12 protein-coding genes and 3 pseudogenes are annotated in these 16,987 nt (G+C 68.0%); 7 read left to right on the forward strand and 8 right to left on the reverse strand.

Annotation, left to right across the window (positions count from 1 at the left end):
- The first annotated feature begins 40 nt into the window (after nucleotides 1-40).
- The 4 genes from QT196_RS32285 (at nucleotide 41) to QT196_RS32300 (ending at nucleotide 4,171) form a co-directional block, all read left to right on the forward strand.
- Complete coding sequence (locus tag QT196_RS32285) at nucleotides 41-457, forward strand: YjbQ family protein (protein ID WP_168482256.1); 417 nt, start codon at nucleotides 41-43, stop codon at nucleotides 455-457.
- 289 nt (nucleotides 458-746) lie between these two features.
- Nucleotides 747-1,337: a DUF5994 family protein gene (locus QT196_RS32290; RefSeq protein ID WP_168482257.1), complete on the forward strand. Its 591-nt coding sequence runs from the start codon at nucleotides 747-749 to the stop codon at nucleotides 1,335-1,337.
- 576 nt (nucleotides 1,338-1,913) lie between these two features.
- Nucleotides 1,914-3,155 carry a PP2C family protein-serine/threonine phosphatase gene (locus QT196_RS32295; RefSeq protein ID WP_168484131.1) on the forward strand — a complete coding sequence of 414 codons (1,242 nt, stop codon included), beginning with the start codon at nucleotides 1,914-1,916 and terminating at the stop codon, nucleotides 3,153-3,155.
- Nucleotides 3,156-3,661: 506 nt separating this feature from the next.
- On the forward strand, nucleotides 3,662-4,171 hold the full coding sequence (locus tag QT196_RS32300) for a hypothetical protein (RefSeq protein WP_168482258.1): 510 nt from the start codon (nucleotides 3,662-3,664) through the stop codon (nucleotides 4,169-4,171).
- Nucleotides 4,172-4,525: 354 nt separating this feature from the next.
- Here QT196_RS32300 and QT196_RS32305 read toward each other — a convergent pair whose 3' ends face one another.
- The 6 genes and pseudogenes from QT196_RS32305 to ureA form a co-directional block, all read right to left on the reverse strand.
- Complete coding sequence (locus tag QT196_RS32305) at nucleotides 4,526-5,320, reverse strand: urease accessory protein UreD (RefSeq protein ID WP_290356204.1); 795 nt, start codon at nucleotides 5,318-5,320, stop codon at nucleotides 4,526-4,528.
- The gene (ureG, locus tag QT196_RS32310) at nucleotides 5,317-6,012 is read right to left on the reverse strand and encodes an urease accessory protein UreG (RefSeq protein WP_290356205.1); all 696 of its coding nucleotides are present in this window, start codon (nucleotides 6,010-6,012) and stop codon (nucleotides 5,317-5,319) included. The genes QT196_RS32305 and ureG overlap by 4 nt, the downstream gene beginning before the upstream one ends.
- Before the next feature lie 42 nt (nucleotides 6,013-6,054).
- Nucleotides 6,055-6,729, reverse strand: a complete 675-nt coding sequence (locus QT196_RS32315) for an urease accessory UreF family protein (protein WP_168482261.1) — start codon at nucleotides 6,727-6,729, stop codon at nucleotides 6,055-6,057.
- 55 nt (nucleotides 6,730-6,784) lie between these two features.
- Entirely contained in the window at nucleotides 6,785-8,542 is a 1,758-nt protein-coding gene (locus tag QT196_RS32320) for an urease subunit alpha (RefSeq protein ID WP_168482262.1), read from the reverse strand.
- The gene (gene ureB, locus QT196_RS32325) at nucleotides 8,535-8,897 is read right to left on the reverse strand and encodes an urease subunit beta (protein ID WP_168482263.1); all 363 of its coding nucleotides are present in this window, start codon (nucleotides 8,895-8,897) and stop codon (nucleotides 8,535-8,537) included. Before ureB ends, QT196_RS32320 begins: the two co-directional genes overlap by 8 nt.
- Nucleotides 8,898-8,965: 68 nt before the next feature.
- Nucleotides 8,966-9,262: pseudogene (gene ureA, locus QT196_RS32330) on the reverse strand (urease subunit gamma); the annotation flags it as partial.
- Between the two features lie 2,086 nt (nucleotides 9,263-11,348).
- Here ureA and QT196_RS32335 point away from each other — a divergent pair.
- The 3 genes and pseudogenes from QT196_RS32335 to QT196_RS32345 all read left to right on the forward strand — a co-directional run bounded on the left by QT196_RS32335 (nucleotide 11,349) and on the right by QT196_RS32345 (nucleotide 14,715).
- Nucleotides 11,349-11,840 carry a transposase gene (locus QT196_RS32335; RefSeq protein WP_290356206.1) on the forward strand — a complete coding sequence of 164 codons (492 nt, stop codon included), beginning with the start codon at nucleotides 11,349-11,351 and terminating at the stop codon, nucleotides 11,838-11,840.
- Between the two features lie 402 nt (nucleotides 11,841-12,242).
- Nucleotides 12,243-12,389 (forward strand): annotated as a pseudogene (locus QT196_RS32340) (IS256 family transposase); the annotation flags it as partial.
- 457 nt (nucleotides 12,390-12,846) lie between these two features.
- Nucleotides 12,847-14,715, forward strand: coding sequence for an Ig-like domain repeat protein (locus QT196_RS32345; RefSeq protein ID WP_290356207.1), 1,869 nt, complete (start codon nucleotides 12,847-12,849; stop codon nucleotides 14,713-14,715).
- Nucleotides 14,716-14,981: 266 nt separating this feature from the next.
- Here QT196_RS32345 and QT196_RS32350 read toward each other — a convergent pair.
- A pseudogene (locus QT196_RS32350) lies at nucleotides 14,982-15,118 on the reverse strand (IS3 family transposase); the annotation flags it as partial.
- Nucleotides 15,119-16,266: 1,148 nt separating this feature from the next.
- Nucleotides 16,267-16,839, reverse strand: coding sequence for an XRE family transcriptional regulator (locus QT196_RS32355; protein WP_168482265.1), 573 nt, complete (start codon nucleotides 16,837-16,839; stop codon nucleotides 16,267-16,269).
- Nucleotides 16,840-16,987: the final 148 nt, after the last annotated feature.

Consider the following 16,987-nt stretch of genomic DNA (forward strand, 5'->3'; position numbering starts at 1 on the left):
GCCGTTAGTGCCGTGCCTCCGCGGCGGGTATCGGTGAACCATGGCTGGCACCTTCACCACCCGCACGATCACCACCGGCGCCACTGAGACCATGCACGACCTGACGAACGCATGCTCCGCGTTCCTCCGGGAGGCCGCTCATGGACGAAACGGACTGCTGAACGTCTTCACCCCCCACGCGACGTCCGGCCTGGCCATCATCGAGACCGGCGCGGGCAGTGACGATGACCTGTTGGCAGCCCTCCGCGGCATTCTTCCCGCGGACGACCGCTGGGGGGACCGCCACGGTGGTCCAGGCCACGGCAGCGGCCACGTGCTCCCGGCTCTGGTCCCACCCCACGCCACGTTGCCCGTAGTCGATGGCGAGCTGGAGCTGGGGGCCTCGCAGGCCGTCGTACTGGTGAACACCGACCGGGATGGCCCCGAGCGCCAGGTCCGGCTGTCCTTCCTCGGCTGACCGGACGACCCACGCGGTCCTGCGGCTGGCCGCCCCCGTTGGCAGCCGATGTCGCACGAGAGTGTCCGGTTGCCCGCACGGGAGGCGCTGCCTCTTCGCAATTCTCGGGCTGCCTGCTCCAAGGTCTCCTGGGCCGTTCACCTCGTCGCTCCGGATCGGCCCGGTGAGCCTTACCAGGAGTAAGCTGGGACTACCGAGGGCAATTCGTACACCGGCTTCCACGCTCGTGTCGTTTTCGGCGATTCACGACACCGGGCCGGTGTGGTTGGCCCGGGGCAAGGTCCGCGTCATGACCACGACCATTCCGTATACGCCGGCGGTCGAAGGGCGGACCTCCTCGCTGCCCCTGCGACTCATGCTGGCACCGGCCGGCACCGCTCCAGCTCTGCTCGACGGTGCGTGGTGGCCCCGCTCCCGTGACCTCACGGCGGAACTTCCCGCACTGACGGCGGTCCTCGACCCGCTGTGGGGGCGGATCACCCACGTCACGGTGAACCCCACCTTCTGGCCGGTCATCCCGCGGAACGTGCCCGTCGCCGGGCATGTGGTGGGTGTCGGCTGGTTCAAGGCCGAGCAAGATCCCCACAAGCTGCTGCTGCTCTCCTACACCGTCGGTCGCTGGGACCTGCTGGTGATCCCTCCGGAGACCAGCCCGGCCACCGCCGCCCGGCTTATGACCGAGGCCGCCGATCCGCTGGGCACCCTCACCGCGAGCGCCCTGATGAACGAAGCGGAGCAACGACGGATCGCGGAGGAGATGGAACTGTCCCTGGTCTCGGTCTGGGACTCCGAAGGCGGCCATGGAGCAGGCCTGCCGACCTCACGTTCCCCCGCCCGAGCAGTCATTGCTCAGGTACCAGATACGACGAGAGGTATCTGAGCGTCGTGTCAGTCATCGCGAGCGCGACGTCGATCCCGCATCCCGCTCCGGAGGAAAGCCCCAGGCCAACAGCCTGGGGCTATCTCTTATCCGGGCCTTTCCACCGCACGCCGTTCAGCCAGGTGCCCTGAAGGAGTCCGAAACGCCGCCACTGGCTCAATGAGCCCTTTGGCCCGGTTGGACGGGTCACGCTGTCCGAGTTGATCACGGTGGTTTCAGGAGCCCGTGTGCACAGTCGCGTGAGGGGGTTCTGCCAGTGGGTCCTTGTGCGGCCGGCGGCCGCCGAGCAGGGGTGAACTTGTGCTCCGGATCCTCACCGAGCGGGGGGAGCCCAAGGGCCGTAACGGACTCGAACACTTCGACCCCTGGAGCGCGGCAGGGCCTCGTTGCTTCCCGCCTGCGCTCAGCCTTCGCGGGCCGGCTCACCTTCCCCTCGCCCTTATCCAGACCCGTGCACCGTGCTACCGACGCCGAGCCACCGGAGTCGAAGGCCAGGCCTCCCGGTGACTGGCCCGTTGGAGACAGCCGGTCCAGCGGGTGATGGCGCATGAGGCTGCTTGGTGAAAGGGCATGGGTATGGCGGAAGGTGAGCGGCCGGCGGGCACGGGCGCGGTGGACCGGTCGGAAGGGTTCGGCGAGCGACTGCTGGGGGTGCTGCTGGATCGGGCGCACGAGATGCCGCCGCAGTTGATCGCCCCGCTGATCGCGGAAGAGGTGGCGAGGGTCGGCGGCCGTAACGTCTCGATTCTCCTCCAGGACTATGCGCAGCTGCTGCTGGTGCCCCTGCCAGGCAGGCGGCTGACCGTCGGCCGGCCCGAGCTGATCAGTGACTCGCACGCGGGCACGGCCTTCCTGTACGGGGCCCCTGTCGAGGTACCGCAGGACGACGGCGTTCGGATGTATCTGCCGTTGCTGGACGGCAGCGACCAGGCGGGCGTGCTGGCCCTCACCCTGGACACCGTCGATGACGATGACCGGCGCTTGTTGCGCAGACTCGCCGGCCTCGTCGCCGACATGCTGGTCACCAAGCACAGCTACACCGACCAGTTCTTCCTCGCCCGGCGCCGCGAACCGATGAGCTTGGCCGCGGAGATCCAGTGGTCCCTGCTACCGCCGCTGGCGATGTCCGTCCCGCAGGTCGCGGTGGCGGGAATCCTGGAACCCGCCTACAACGTGGCCGGCGACAGCTTCGACTACGCCCTCAACGAGGACATCCTGCACGTGGCCATGGTCGATGCGATGGGCCACGGCCTGGATGCCGCCACCATGGCGACCGTCGCCATCGGCGCCTACCGGCACGCCAGACGCGCCGAAATCGGCCTGTCCGAGATCTACGCGTTCATGGACCGGGCCATCGCCGAGCAATTCGGGCCCGACCATTTCGTCACCGCGCAGATGATGCGCCTCAACATCACAACGGGCCACCTGCAATGGGTCAACGCGGGCCACCCCGCACCGCTGCTGATCCGCAACCGCCAGGTCGTCCGGCAACTGCAGAGCCTGACCACCTTGCCGGTCGGCTTCGGCGGTGAAGAGCCCCAGATCAGTGAGCAGATGCTCCAACGCGGCGACCGGGTGCTGTGCTTCACCGACGGCCTGATCGAGGAGCACCAAACCGGCGAGGAGCAGTTCGGTGAGGAACAACTGATCCACTGGGTCAACCGCATCGAGCGCACGGAGAAGGGAGTGCGGGCGGTGGTGCGCTCGCTCTCCCACACCCTGAAACAGGAGCGGGGCGGGAGCACCAGTGACGATGCGACCCTCTTCCTGATCGAGTGGCGCGGGGGCGCCGCCGACCACCTCGCCGTCCTGGAGTGAGCCGACAGCCGCACGACCATGCGGCGGAACACCGAAGCATCGCGGGCGTGGCGCCCACACACTGCGGCCCGAAAGCAGGACCCTCAGGGCGGGTGCGATCCGTTCCGTGCCCCATGTCCCGGCCACCCTCACCGGCCGGCGGCCCTGTGCCCACCCCACTCCCCGGGGCGTCCGGCGGCACAGGGCCAACAACAACCCCAACGGATGCTTCCTCTCCTCGACGTAGCAGGCCCGCAGGGCGGCAGGGTCGGCGCAGTGCGACGTAGGGCCTCACCAGACACCCGCATGTCGGGAAGCGAGCACCGTGATCGAGCGAAACTCTGGGCGCCGCTGCAGCCCTCCTTGGTGGTGACCTCGCGCTGGCCTGGGCAGACGACTTCCCGAGGAACAAAAAAGACAAGGGCAAGGGGAATCTGCTGCACGGCATCCCACAAGTCACCGACAGCGCGCCGCTGCGCAATGTCCTCCTCACGATCGACCGCAACCTCAGGCAAGACCAAGAGCTGATGAAGGACCCTGACGCCGCTTTCATGATGGGGGTGCTGGAGGCAAGAATCGGCGGGCGCGAATATTTCCTCATCGCCTCCAGTGGGGGTCGGAAGAACCAGCCGCTGGTTCCGTGGATCAAGCAAAAGCACCTCGGCGGCATCAGCTATCACCAAGGAGCCTGGGAGTCGGTGAACCCAACGATTCCCGTCACCCACCGGGGCTGGGTGACCATTCGGGGCGAGAAAGTTGACCTGGGCACGCATATTGCGCCTGAGGACGTGGGTAGGCGGTGCTCAGCCATCAAACTTCTGCTCGGGCTGGGCGGAAAACGACTTGAATGGAAGTCCGTCGAGTATCTGCGCATGAGCGAGATGGTTTTTGTCGGCCCCGAAGCGGACAACCTCAAAATGCGGCCATGGCACGGAATGGGCGCCATCAACTCCTGGACCGCCCACTCCTGCAACGTCTGCGAGGCCCGTATCCCCTATCTGATCTGCGACGTCCCCGCCAATCAGATCGTCGACTGACAGCGACGACTTCCGAAACCGACGGCTCCTGCCCAACCTGTCGAGCCATGCGCAAGTGGTTGGCGAGCGGGATGCGTGCGTGCGTTACCGATGCCCACCCCACAGGCGCGCTCCGGCGCCACCCCGACCGCCCGGAGCCCCACACGGCGCACACCCGACGACCTGTTCTGTATGGGGCGGGAGCGATCGTTGACCCTGGGCCCCGCACGAAGCGGTGCGGGACCATGCCCTCAGGCTTCCCGCGTTGGGCGAGTGGCCCTCGGTGCGTTCGTTTCGAACACGAAGAAGAGGCGCGTCAGGCTCACTTGTCATAGCGCGTTCCACGGCCGGGATGTTCTTGAACCGAGGTTGGGGCTACGGGGTGATGACCTCGTGACCCCGGTCGAGTAGCTGGCGGAGCGTGGCGTGGTTGGCTGCTGCCGCCGTGATCAGGACTGCGGGGCCGGCGAGGGGGGTGAGGGCGGCCTCGCCCTCCTCGCCGGGGTCGGTCGGCAGGAGTTGGGGTGGGGGCTGCTGGTGGGTGAATTCCGGGCTGACGATGAGGAGTTGTCCGGTCATGCGGTAGTCCGCGAGAACGGCCGGTCCTGACCAGGAAGGAACGCCGGGGCCGACGGCGAGTTCCTGATCCAGCAGGGGCTTCCCGGCCAGCCGTACGGTCAGGCGGGTACGGAGCCGTCCGGAGGGTTCGTTGGTGCGGCCCAGGACCTGTTCTTCCTTCAGGACCAGCCGTGCTTCGGGGGCCAGTTCGACGCGGGTGGTCGTCTCCAGATCGCTGTGTGCGGCGGAGATCAGCGGTTCCGGCAGATAGTGCAGTTCCGCACCGTCTTCCACGCGGAGGAGTACATCGCTGGTGGCGGTCCCGCCCCGCGGGCCGGGCAGAGCGAGGGTGGCGCCAACCGTGCCGAGGCTGAGCTGTGCGCCGGTTCGCACCTCGGCCCGGAGCCGCAGTTGGTCGCCGCCATGAGGGGCTCTCATGGAGCCGGTGAGGACGACCCGGGCGAACGGTCCTGCGGTGCGCATGTGGCGAGGGACGAGGGCCCGTCGTCCGCGCAGTACGGGCAGGGCGGTGCCGCCGCGTGGGTCGGGGACGGCCACGATGTGCGCGGTGGAGTGGACCCCCGGGACCGGGGCAGCGTCGATGGTTGTCACGCCGCCCCGGCCGTCCAGGCGGCGAGCTGCCTCTGAAGCCAATCCACCACCGGCGCGACGCCGTTCTCGCTCTTCAACGCCGTGAAGGCGACGGGGAGTTCGCCGCGCTGGGCCTTGGCGTCGCGGGCCATGGCCTCCAGGTCGGATCCGACGTAGGGGGCGAGGTCGGTCTTGTTGATGACGAGGAGGTCGGAGGTGGTGACGCCGGGCCCGCCCTTGCGGGGGATGTCGTCGCCGCCGGCGACGTCGATGACGAAGATCTGGGCGTCGACCAGGCCCTTGGAGAAGGTGGCGGTGAGGTTGTCACCGCCGGATTCGACCAGCACGAGGTCGAGCGGGCCGACCTGTTCCTCCAGGTCTTCGACGGCTTCGAGGTTGGCGGAGATGTCGTCGCGGATGGCGGTGTGCGGGCAGGCGCCGGTCTCGACGGCGGTGATCCGCTCGGCGGGCAGGACGGCCTCGCGGAGCAGGAATTCGGCGTCCTCGCGGGTGTAGATGTCGTTGGTGACGACGGCGAGGGAGAGCTCATCGCGCAGTGCGCGGCAGAGCGCGGCGACGGTGGCGGTCTTGCCGGTGCCGACGGGCCCGCCCAGACCGATGCGCAGTGCGCGGCGGCGCCCGTCGGCGCGTACCGGGTCGGCGGCGCTGTAGGTGTGGCGCTCGGGGAAGGTCTCGGCATGGTCGAGATGCATAGCAGGCTCCGGGTGGTGCGGGTGTGAGGGGCGTTGGGTCAGTCAGGAGGCGAAGAGGCGCACCGGCCAGGTGGCATGCTGCTGGGCGGTGATGTCCAGCAGTGGTGCTGAGGCGGCGGGCAGGGCGTCGGTTCCCTCCAGGGGGACACGTTCGGCGGCCTCGGCAGCGCGCGCGGCGATGTGGTCGAGGTCGGCGGCGAGGTGGGCGAGGACGGCGGTGGCGTCGAAGGGGTCGAGGCTGAGCAGGCGCACGGCGGCGGTGGCCGGGCCGCTCACGTTCTCGTACGCGACTGCATACGCCGCATCCAGCGCGGTCAGTCCCGCCGACCGGGCCGCCAGACCCAGGACGATGGGCTGGTGGGCGCCGCGCGGCCGGACCGCGGCCAGCTCGTCCAGCTCGGCCGAGGGCCAGGTGGCACGGGCGGCCCGCATCATCTGCCGTCCCAGCCGCCGTGCCGTAAGCCGCAGCGCCGGTACGGGCGTTCGTGCATCCGCCGCCTCGTCCAAAGCCAAGGGGTCGCAGCCGGCCGCGGCTGCTGCGGCCAGGGACGCCGAGGTCAGCCCGGCGGTGTGCAGCCGCCCGCGGCAGAACTTCTCCAGGCTCTCGGCGTCCTTGATGCGCCCGGCCTTCACGGCCGGCTCGGCCCCGCCGGAGTGCGCATGGCCTCCGGCGGGAAACCGGCCGTCGGCCAGCACCAGCAGTGCCGCCCGGCTCATCGTGCCCCCCTACGGTGACCGTTCGGCGGGCTCGATACATCCATCGGTGCATCCATCAGACGAGGAAGTACCGCTGGGCCAGGGGGAGAACCTTGAGTTCGTCCTCCTCGGCCATCTGTTTGACGTCGGTGCCGTCGATGGTGACCTTGAACGTGTCGGGGTGGACCTCGATGTCGGGCGTCGCGCTGTTCTCCTTCATGTGCGCCTTGGTGACGGACCGGGTGCTCTCGATCTGGTGGAACCGTTTGGCCACGCCGAGCCGCTCCACCAACCCGTCGTCCAGAGCCATATGTGTCACGAAGTTGAAGGAGAGCGAGGCGGGGGCCCGCCCGACCGCGCCGTAGACGGGGCGTGGCAGCACGGGCTGAGGGGTGGGGATGGAGGCGTTGGCATCGCCCAGTTGCGCGTAGGCGATCTGTCCGCCCTTGATGACCAGGTGCGGCCGGACACCGAAGAACTTCGGCTCCCACAGCACCAGGTCGGCGAGCTTGCCCCTCTCCACCGACCCGATGAGATTGCCGACACCGTGGGTGATCGCCGGATTGATGGTGTATTTGGCGATGTAGCGGCGGACCCTGTGGTTGTCGGCGCCGTGGTCGCGGGGGTCGGCGCCGCGGCGTTCCTTCATCGTGTGTGCGAGCTGCCAGGTGCGCAGGATCGTCTCGCCCGCGCGCCCCATCGCCTGCGCGTCCGAGGACGTCATCGACATCGCGCCCAGGTCGTGCAGTACGTCTTCGGCGAGCATGGTGGTGGGCCGGATCCGGGACTCTGCGAAGGCCACGTCCTCCTCGACATCCGGGTTGAGGTGGTGGGCGACCATGAGCATGTCGAGATGCTCTTCTTGGGTGTTGTACGTGTACGGAATGCTCGGGTTGGTCGAGGACGGCAGCACATTGTTGTGGGAGGCCACCGTGATGATGTCCGGCGCGTGCCCGCCGCCCGCACCCTCGGCGTGGTACACGTGAATGCTGTGGTCGCGGCCGATTGCGTCCAGAGTGCTGTTCACGTAGCCGGCTTCGTTCAAGCTGTCGGCATGCAGGGCCAGTTGGGCGCCGCTCTCGTCGCACACCCGCAACGCGGCACGGATGGCGGCAGGGGTGGCTCCCCAGTCCTCGTGAATCTTGAATCCGAAGGCCCCGGCGCGCAGCTGGTCGCGCATCGACTCCTCGTTGACCGTGCTGCCCTTGCCGGTCAGGCCGATGTTGACGGGGTAGGCGTCCAGTGCCTCGAACATCCGGGCCAGGTACCAGGCTCCGGGGGTGACGGTGGTGGCTTTGCTTCCCTCGCCGGGGCCGGCGCCGCCGCCGATGAGAGTGGTGACACCGGACCCCAGTGCCTCGGGAATGACCTGCGGGTCGACGAAGTGCACATGCGTGTCCACCGCGCCCGCTGTAAGGATCTTGCCGTTGCCCGCAATGATCTCGGTTTCGGGTCCGATGACAAGGTCGTCGTGGACACCGTCCATGATGTCGGGGTTACCGGCCTTGCCCAGGGCAACGATCTTCCCATCGCGCAGGCCGACGTCGGCCTTGATGATGCCCCAGTGATCGACGACCACCACGCCGGTGATGACGGCGTCGGGCGCCCCGTCCCTGCGGCTGCGCAGTGACTGCCCCATGGACTCGCGGATCACCTTTCCGCCGCCGAAGACCACCTCCTCTCCCGCTCGGCCCGGCCCGCCGGAGTAGTCCTTTTCGATCTCGATCCACAGATTGGTGTCGGCGAGCCGGATGCGGTCGCCGGTCGTCGGGCCGAACAGTTCGGCGTACTTCTCGCGGGAGAGCGGCCCCGTGCGCTCGGAGTGCTTACTCATCGTCCTGCCCCCAGATCCCGTTGCCGTCCACCGGCCCCGCGGTTTCGCCGCGCAGGCCGGGCACCACCCTGTTGCCCGCGAGCGGCACGAACGCGAAATAGTCGTCGCAGTCGGTCTCGAAACGGACCGAGGTGCCCGCCGCGATGTGCAGCCGCAGCCCCCGCGCCGCGTCACGCGATACGGGCTCCCCCAAGCGGCGCCGGATCTCCAGGCAGGGATTGACCTCCGCGAAGTGGTAGTGGGAGCCGACTTGAATGGGCCGGTCACCGGCGTTCTTCACGTGCAGCGTCACCACCGTCCTGTCCTCGTTGAGGACGATGTCGCCGTCACCGAACTTGATCTCTCCAGGAACCATGGTCACTCCCCCTTGCGCGCCGAGCCGGAGCAGGGAACGGAGGAATGGATCCCCACGAGGCTGCGGTCGACCAACTTGCGGATGGTGCAGAGCTTGCTCCCGTCGGGGAAGGTCGCTTCCACCTGCAGGTCGCTGACCATCTCGAAGACGCCCTCCATCAGTTCACCGGGGGTGAACAGCCTGGCCCCGGATTCGGCCAGATCCAATACCGGCGTCCCGCGGCGCGCGCCCTCCATGATGTGCACGCTGATCAGCGCGACCACCTCGGGATAGTTGAGCTGCACGCTGTCCGCCCGGCGCTTCGCCGCCACGTCGGCCGCCACGTAAATGAGCATTTTTTCCTGCTCATGGGGGCTCAGATGCACCCGAAATCACCTTGTCATTCGTCCCGCGCCCGCCATAGGGCCACAGCGGATACCCGGATGGATGGATTTTCGAATCAGGCACCGAAGACGGTCATCCCACGAACCGGGCTCGGGGACTCCAACTCCGCTACTGAGTCATGTAGTTCGTTGCTGGTTCTGGTCGGGTGCGCGTCCGCTGGCAGGTATCGCGGCCGATTTTTCCGTCCGGAGACCGGACGCCCTCGGCAGGCATTGGCATCTGCTTGGACGGTCTGGGAGGCGCACTGATCCCGCGCTGGCCGTAGCGCGGAAATGAGTTACCTGCCCCTGCGAGCATCGGAGCCGCGGTCCGCCCCGATGCTGATCCCTGTCACCGCTGACGGCCATAGCCGCGCCCCCGTGCACTCTTCGGTGTCTCAAACAGCGCCTCACAGTAGCCACCAGCGCCCCTCTGCCCATGACACCGGCAAGGCGATTGCGGCCAGAAATAGATGGTCTCGTGCCGACACCGCTTACTGCCGTGCCTGGTGAGGTCGTTGATTGACTGACGGAACGGGAGCCAAGGCAGTCGAGCGGGCTGCAAGGCACGGATCGCACATTGGCCTGATCCCGCGCCATGTCGGTCGGCAACAGTGCGAACACGAACAGTGGATGTGGTCCACGGTATCGCGCTGGTACCCGCTTCTCATCGGGAGCGAAGACCGGGTGGGCGTCGCGGCGTGGGGGGAGCGAGGGGGCCGGGTGCGCTCCGCATGGTGTGAGGGGCGCGGCCGCGCCGGTGTCGGTGGGCGGCTTTGGGGTGTTATTCATGGCCGAGTCGGCGAGCCAGAACCTGCGTGGCCGGTCTCTGACCTGCTCGGCGACTCTCAGACTGACGAGCCTGCTGGGGCGTTGGCGATGGTGCCTGAGGACCTATCAATGATGCGGTTGATCCGGGTGGCGATGAATGACTCGTCGGGGTGTGCCTGGAGGTGGTCAATGACCATGTGCCGGAGCGCTCGGCGCGAGCGGCCTTCCACGCTTGGCGCGGGTACGCCGGTTCCGCCGGCCGCCCCCAGCAGGTCGCTGACTGTGGGAGCGTGCTGGTCCGCGTCCGGTGGTCGGGGCCGAGGCGCTGTCGTTCGCCGGCGCCGCTGGTGTTCCCGAGGGCCGATCGTGATGTCGACCTTTGTGATCCGTTGTGGACGGTCAGGGGCAGATTCAGGGTGTTCCTTGAGCTGGGATTGAGAATGCTCTGCGGGCTTGGGCAAGGGGTCGTGAATTCCGGGAGGATTGGTGGGTGCTGTCCCGGGCCGGGCTCTGACTCATGAGAACTCTGACCGCGGTGTCTTACTCACGCTGTGTCGACCGCTGATCGGGGATGGTGCGTTGCTGGCACCGGGCCGGCCGGGTGTGTCCCGATAGGGGCCTGCCGACCCAATAGGCGTTGTCACAGTTCTGACCGCCCGCGCGGTCCGGTGCCGGCCACGCGATGCGCCATCGGGTCGGAAGGCGAACGAACATGACCGATACGTCCTTAACCCCGCGTACTCGCCGACGCCGGCCTACGGGGGAGGTGGTCCTCGGAGTGGACACGCACCGGGATGCTCATGTGGCTGCCGTGCTCTCCCTGGTGGGGGCGGTGACCGGTACCGAAGAGTTCCCGGCCACCGCGGCCGGATACCGCGAACTACTCAAGTGGGCCAGAGGGATGGGCACGGTGCGGCGGGCCGGAGTGGAGGGGACCGGCTCCTTCGGGGGCCCTGTCCCGCTACCTGCTGGCCCAGGGCGTGGAAGTGCTCGACGTAAACCGGCCCGACCGGACCGACCGCCGTCAGCGCGGCAAGTCGGATCCGCTCGATGCCCAGAACGCGGCCCGGGCGGTGCTGAGCGGGCGGGCACGCGCCCGGGCCAAGTCCGGCGACGGACCAGTGCAGATCGCCCGGATGTACAAACTCACCAAGGGGCGGCGGTCAAGGCCCGCACCCAGGCGATCAATCAGCTCAAGGCCGTCCTCGTTGCCGCCGACCCGAATCTGCGGGAAGAGCTGGCCGGGCTGGGCAACCCGGAACTCTTCCGTGCCTGCGCACGGTTCGCCGAGGACTGCGAGAACGAGGAGGGCGGTGAAGTGGCGGTGCTGCGGGCTACCCGCATCACCCTGTGCCTGCTGGCCCACCGAATCCAGCAGCTCACCGACCAGATCCAGGACCTGGAACGCCGCCTGGCCCGGCTCGCGGAACGCCACGCCCCGCAGCTGCTCACCGTGGTGGGCATCGGCCCGGACACAGCCGTCACTCTGCTGATCACGATGGGGGACAACCCGGAACGTCTGCACAGTGAGGCGTCCTTCGCCGCGCTGTGCGGGGTCAGCCCCGTAGAACGCTCCTCGGGCGCTCGGCAGTACCGTCGCCTCAACCGCGGCGGCGACCGGCAGGCCAATGCCGCCCTCCACCGGATCGTGCAGACCCGGTTGCGCTTCGACCCACGCACCCAGGACTACTACGAACGCCGCACCAAGCAGGGCAAAACCCGACGCGAAATCGTCCGATGCCTCAAACGCTACGCCGCCCGAGAGGTGTTCCACCTGGTCAGGCCCACCCAGCCATCACCTCCGTCATAGGGGCAGTGTGATACCGCGTGAGAGGTGAGGAACCCGAACCCCCGTCGGCTTGCCGGCGGGGGTTCCTGCGTTCGGGGACGGCCCCTGTGGGCCGTCTTTTCCCGACACCGGCCGACCTCATTTGGATCCCAGCACCCGGCAAGACAGCCGTCATCTGTGCCGAGCCTTCCAGGCGGACGGGCCGGATGTCGCGTGGGCAAATCGATCGGCGGGACGCTTGGCCGGTTACGCGGAGTGGGCGGAGCCGGGTGCCGGCGGCCCGCTCCATGCTCCCGCCTCGGCGGGAGCCGCAGTCAGGGACTTGTCGGCCCCCGGGACGCGGCGCTTGGTACCAGCGGAGCGAAGGTCGACGCCTGTGGATCACTCCTGCCGGAAGGAGGCGCACCTTCCCGCTGGGGAGACTTCGACTTCCCGGCCGAGCACTGGATCCCCTTGCGGACCACGAATCCGATCGAGTCGACCTTCTCCACCGTCCGGCGGCGGGCCCGTGGCACCGCAGCCCTGGCCGTGGTCTTCAAGCTCGTCGAGTCCGCCCAACAGCGGTGGCGGGCGGGCGGTCAACGCGCCTCACCTCGTCCCCCTGCTCAGCTCCACGTTCCGGGCCACATTGCGCGCCAGTTCGTCCTCTCCAACGATGTGCCCGGGTGGGGCTGTGTGTTGGTCTGTCCGGGTGATAGTCGGGTCAATAGGGTGGTGTTTTATTGGCCATTTCGGGTTAATGGTGGGGACCGTTTTCCGGTGGGTTGCCCATCTCTCCGGGGAGAGATGGGCAACCCCTGCGGTGCGCCGGTGCGTGGTACTTGTCGGTGTGTCCTCTCTCTGTCCCGGTGTGCAAGCGGTGATCCGGTTCGCCTATTCCGGCGCTGTACGACGCGGGCCCCGGTGGGAGTTCTTGGGCGGCCCTCTCAGCTGAGAGAGGTTTGTCATGGAACCGATTACGGGTTGGTGGGGAGCTCCGGCGGTAGCCGGCGGGGTTCGGCCGGTTGTACCGGCCGGTGGATCCGAGGTGGCCGCTGCACGGGGGCTTGCGGTCGCGCCGTTCAGTGCGGCGTTCTCCACGGTGACGATCCCGGCGGGCACGAGCCCGCTGGCGGTGGCGGTGGCGCCGAACGGCAACGTCTACGTCGGCAACGCCAATTCGAACAACGTGACGGTGATCAGCAGCACCACGAACACCGTCCTGGCCACCGTCCCCGCGGGCTCAGGCCCGGCCATGATTGCGGTGGCGCCGAACGGCAACGTCTACGTCACCAACCAGAGCTCGAGCAACGTGACGGTGATCAGCAGCGCCACGAACACGGTCCTGGCCACCGTCCCCGTCGGCGGGGGCCCGTTCGCACTGGCGGTGGCGCCGAACGGCAACGTCTACGTCGCCAACAGCACTTCGAACAACGTGACGGTGATCAGCAGCGCCACGAACACGGTCCTGGCCACCGTCCCTGTCGGCGCGGTCCCGGACGCGGTGGCGGTGGCGGCGAACGGCAACGTCTACGTCGCCAACCGGAACGCGAACACCGTGACGGTGATCAGCAGCGCCACGAACACCGTCCTGACCACCCTCCCCACCGGTGGTTTCCCGGGCGCGGCGGCGGTGGCGCAGAACGGCAACGTCTACATCGCCAACCAGACCTCGAACAACGTGACGGTCATCGACAGCGCCACGAACACCGTCCTGGCCACCGTCCCCGCCGGCACGGTCCCGGGAGTGATTGCGGTGGCGCCCAACGGCAACGTCTACGTCACCAACACCGTTTCGAACAACGTGACGGTGATCGACAGCGCCACGAACACGGTCCTGGCCACCGTCCCCACCGGCGGGGGCCCGTTCGGGGTGGCGGTGGCGCCGACCGGCAACGTCTACGTCGGCAACAGCAGTTCCAACAATGTGACGGTGATCAGCAGCGCCACGAACACGGTCCTGGCCACCGTCCCCGTCGGCGCGTTCCCCTTCTCGGTGGCGGCGGCGCCGAACAGCAACGTCTACGTCACCAACGCCAATTCGGCCAACGTGACGGAGATCTCGCCGTTGACGGTGACGACCTCGCCTGCGGCGCCGGTGTGCGGGCAACCGGTGACGTTCAGCATTTCCGGGGGGACTCCGAACGGCACAGCGGTGGTGAACTTCGGGGACAGCAGCCCCACGGTCACCGTCCCCCTGGACGCCACCGGGAGCGGGCAGACCACCCACACCTACACCGCCGGTACGTTCACAGCGACCGTGAACGGCAACCCCACCCCCGTCACCGTGAACTCCAACCCCACCACGACGACGCTGTCGGTGACGCCGAACCCCTCCACCTGCGGTCAGAACGTGACGGTATGCGCCACCATCACCCCGGCACCAGCCACCACCACGGTGCCGACCGGCACGGTCACCTTCACCCTCCCCAACGGCCAAACCCAGGTGGTCCCCGTCAACGCATCGGGGCAGGCCTGCTTCACCACCACCGCCCTGACCACCGGCACCCTCACCGCCGCCTACGGCGGTGACAGCTGCTTCACCGACTCCAACGCCAGCACCCCCGTCACCGTGAACCGCACCCCCACAAAGCTGACCGCGCAGCCAGGCACGATCCGGCTCCGTCTGACCCCGCTGCCCGAGTTCTACATCCCCACCCTCAGCGCCACCCTGACGACCACCTCGGGGATGCCGGTGGCCGGTCAGCCGGTGACCTTCACCGCCACCACGCTGTTCGGCCCGGTCAACCTCGGCACCGCCGTCACCGACGCCAACGGCACCGCCACCATCCACAACGCCGTCGTCCCCGTCTTCGCCATCGCCACCCCCTTCTACACCGCCACCTTCCCCGGCACTTCCTGCTACACCGCCGCAACCGACCACGGCATCCTGCTGTTCATCCCCCTCCCCAGCTGACCTCGTCGGCTCCGAAACCCCACGTCACCTGATCTGCTGCGACGGGAGAAACACGCCGTGGCCCGACTGGACGAGCCGGCCGACCAGTCGAGGGGTTTGGCGACACGCGTGGATTCCAGAGGCGGGGCTCCGGCCGTGAGGGCGGCTCCAGCATCGGCACGGTGATCGGCAGACCACGGCGCAGGAAGGGCGGCAGAACAACCCGACTCCGCGCTCGCGAGCTGCGCTCGGAGGGTGCCCCGGGGGGCTCCGCTTTCAGTCCCTTGATAGTCCCAGCGGCAGGTCTTCGCTTCATCTCCTTCGCGAAACAGGCCGCTGCCCGGCGCAGGATCTCGCGCGCGAGCGACCACTCCTTCTCGGCTGTGAGCAGCTGGGTGTTCTCGGTCCGCAGCCGGGCCAGCTCCGCCCCGGTGTCCTGCGGCCCGGGCCTCGCGGGGCCCTGCCTCTTCGGCTTCCACTGGCACCGGGTCTGGGGCAACGTTGCGGGTGTAGCGGGTTGGCCAGCATCGATACAGGTCAGGGGTGATGCGGAGCGAATTGGGGCATGTGCATGTGTCGCCGTCTGTCGCCACCTCTGGCAGGGTGCATGCTGACTCGATGCTGACTTTGGTGACGTACCGTCAGGTGAACCTGATGGCGCGTCATGTTGCCCACATCGCATGGCGTGAATCAGGGAGTGGATCGCCTAGTGGGTGAGATGCTGGGTGGGCTCGAATTTCGAAGTCGGCCGCCGTCAATGTCTGTCTTGAGGGTCATCTGGTGTCCTGGATGTGTCATTGGGATGGCTACACGGATGCGCTGGAGTTGCGTCACAAAGGGGCATGCAGAGAACGTCTTGCAGCCTGAGTGCGTTCGATGTCCGCGCGCTGCATGAGAGGCGCCGGCATCGATTCGGGGATATCGGAACCCCTGAGGCGGGACCGGAGACCGCTGTGTTCGCAGCGTGATCTGGGGGTCTCCGAAGATGGAAGGGTGGCCCGCTCCTGCCTGCGCCGGAAATTGCGGGTGTGGACCTTATCGTCCTCCCTCGACCGAGTCGCCTACGCGGGTTGAGACCCGCCGCCCTGGCCTTCGATCAAATGCCTCGGCGAGGTGCGGTATGCGTCGTTGTCGGAATTGGGTCTACCTCTTCTCTATGGCGCATCACCGCTCATAGCGGTGCTGACCTGCTGTAATGGTGGTTGTGACTGTTGTGGGGAGAGCGCTGGTCCGTGCATGGTCCGGATCTCGGCGTCAGCTATCCGAATGCTGGGGGTAGGTCTGTCGGTGCCGCTCGGGAGGGCGGCCGTTGCCAGGCCCCGGGGCTGTGGAGGGGCGGGGTGACGATCCTGCGTTGGCTCGGCGACGATCACATCACTGCCCTTCGTGGTACCCGTACTGCCCTTCGTGGTACCCGTCGCCTCTGCAGCTGAGGCGGGAGAGGTCGGCGTGCCGGACGCGAGGGGCCTGGTGAATGCGCCGTGCTGTGGCGCATGTCCCGCAGGGCTACAGGGTGTTGCTCAGCCCGGAGCCCGTCGTCGCCGCGGTCTCCGCCCGCATGGGGAGCGGCGCTCACGGCAGGTGCGGGTGCGGTGTGTCGGGCCCGGTCCGGTCGTCGCAGACCAGGAGTAGCAGCGCGGCCCGCTCCGTACTGAGCGAGCGGACCTTGTGGGGGAGTGTGGCTCTGAAGTAGGCGGAGTCGCCCGGTCCGAGTTCGATGGAGCCTGAGGGCAGGAGGAGTTCGGCTCGTCCTTCGTGGACGAAGAGGAACTCCTCGCCGGGGTGGTCGCGGAACGGCACCGGCCCCGCGTCGTGCGGCGGATACAGCATGAACGGTGCCATCTGTTTGGCGCTCGCCTGCAACGCGATGCCCTCATACCGGGAGCCGGGCTCCTCGTCGCCGGTGAGCCGCTGCCGCTCGCCGGCCCGGGTGACGGTGATGTCGGAGAGCTGGTCCGTGTCGGCGAAGAGGGTGTCGAGGGGGACGTCCAGGGCGCGGGCGAGGGCGGCGCTGACGGCGATGGACGGGACGCTCTGGCCGCGTTCGACCTTGGACAGATAGCTCTTGGTGACACTGGCGCGCTCGGCGAGAGCCTCCAGCGTCATCAGCCGCTCCTTGCGCAGCTGCCGAACCCGATTGATCACCTTTTCTTGCCTTTCGCGCCACCATCCGCGGGCCGGTTTCCCGGCGGGACGGGTCTCAGTATGACCTCTCGCCGGTCGCGCCTCTTGGCGGATGAAACCTTGTGTCATATAGTGGCCTAAGTTTCCTAACGAGATCCGCCGGAACTCC

Origin of the sequence: Streptomyces sp. P9-2B-2 (assembly GCF_030406865.1) — a bacterium.
GTDB lineage: Bacteria > Actinomycetota > Actinomycetes > Streptomycetales > Streptomycetaceae > Streptomyces > Streptomyces platensis.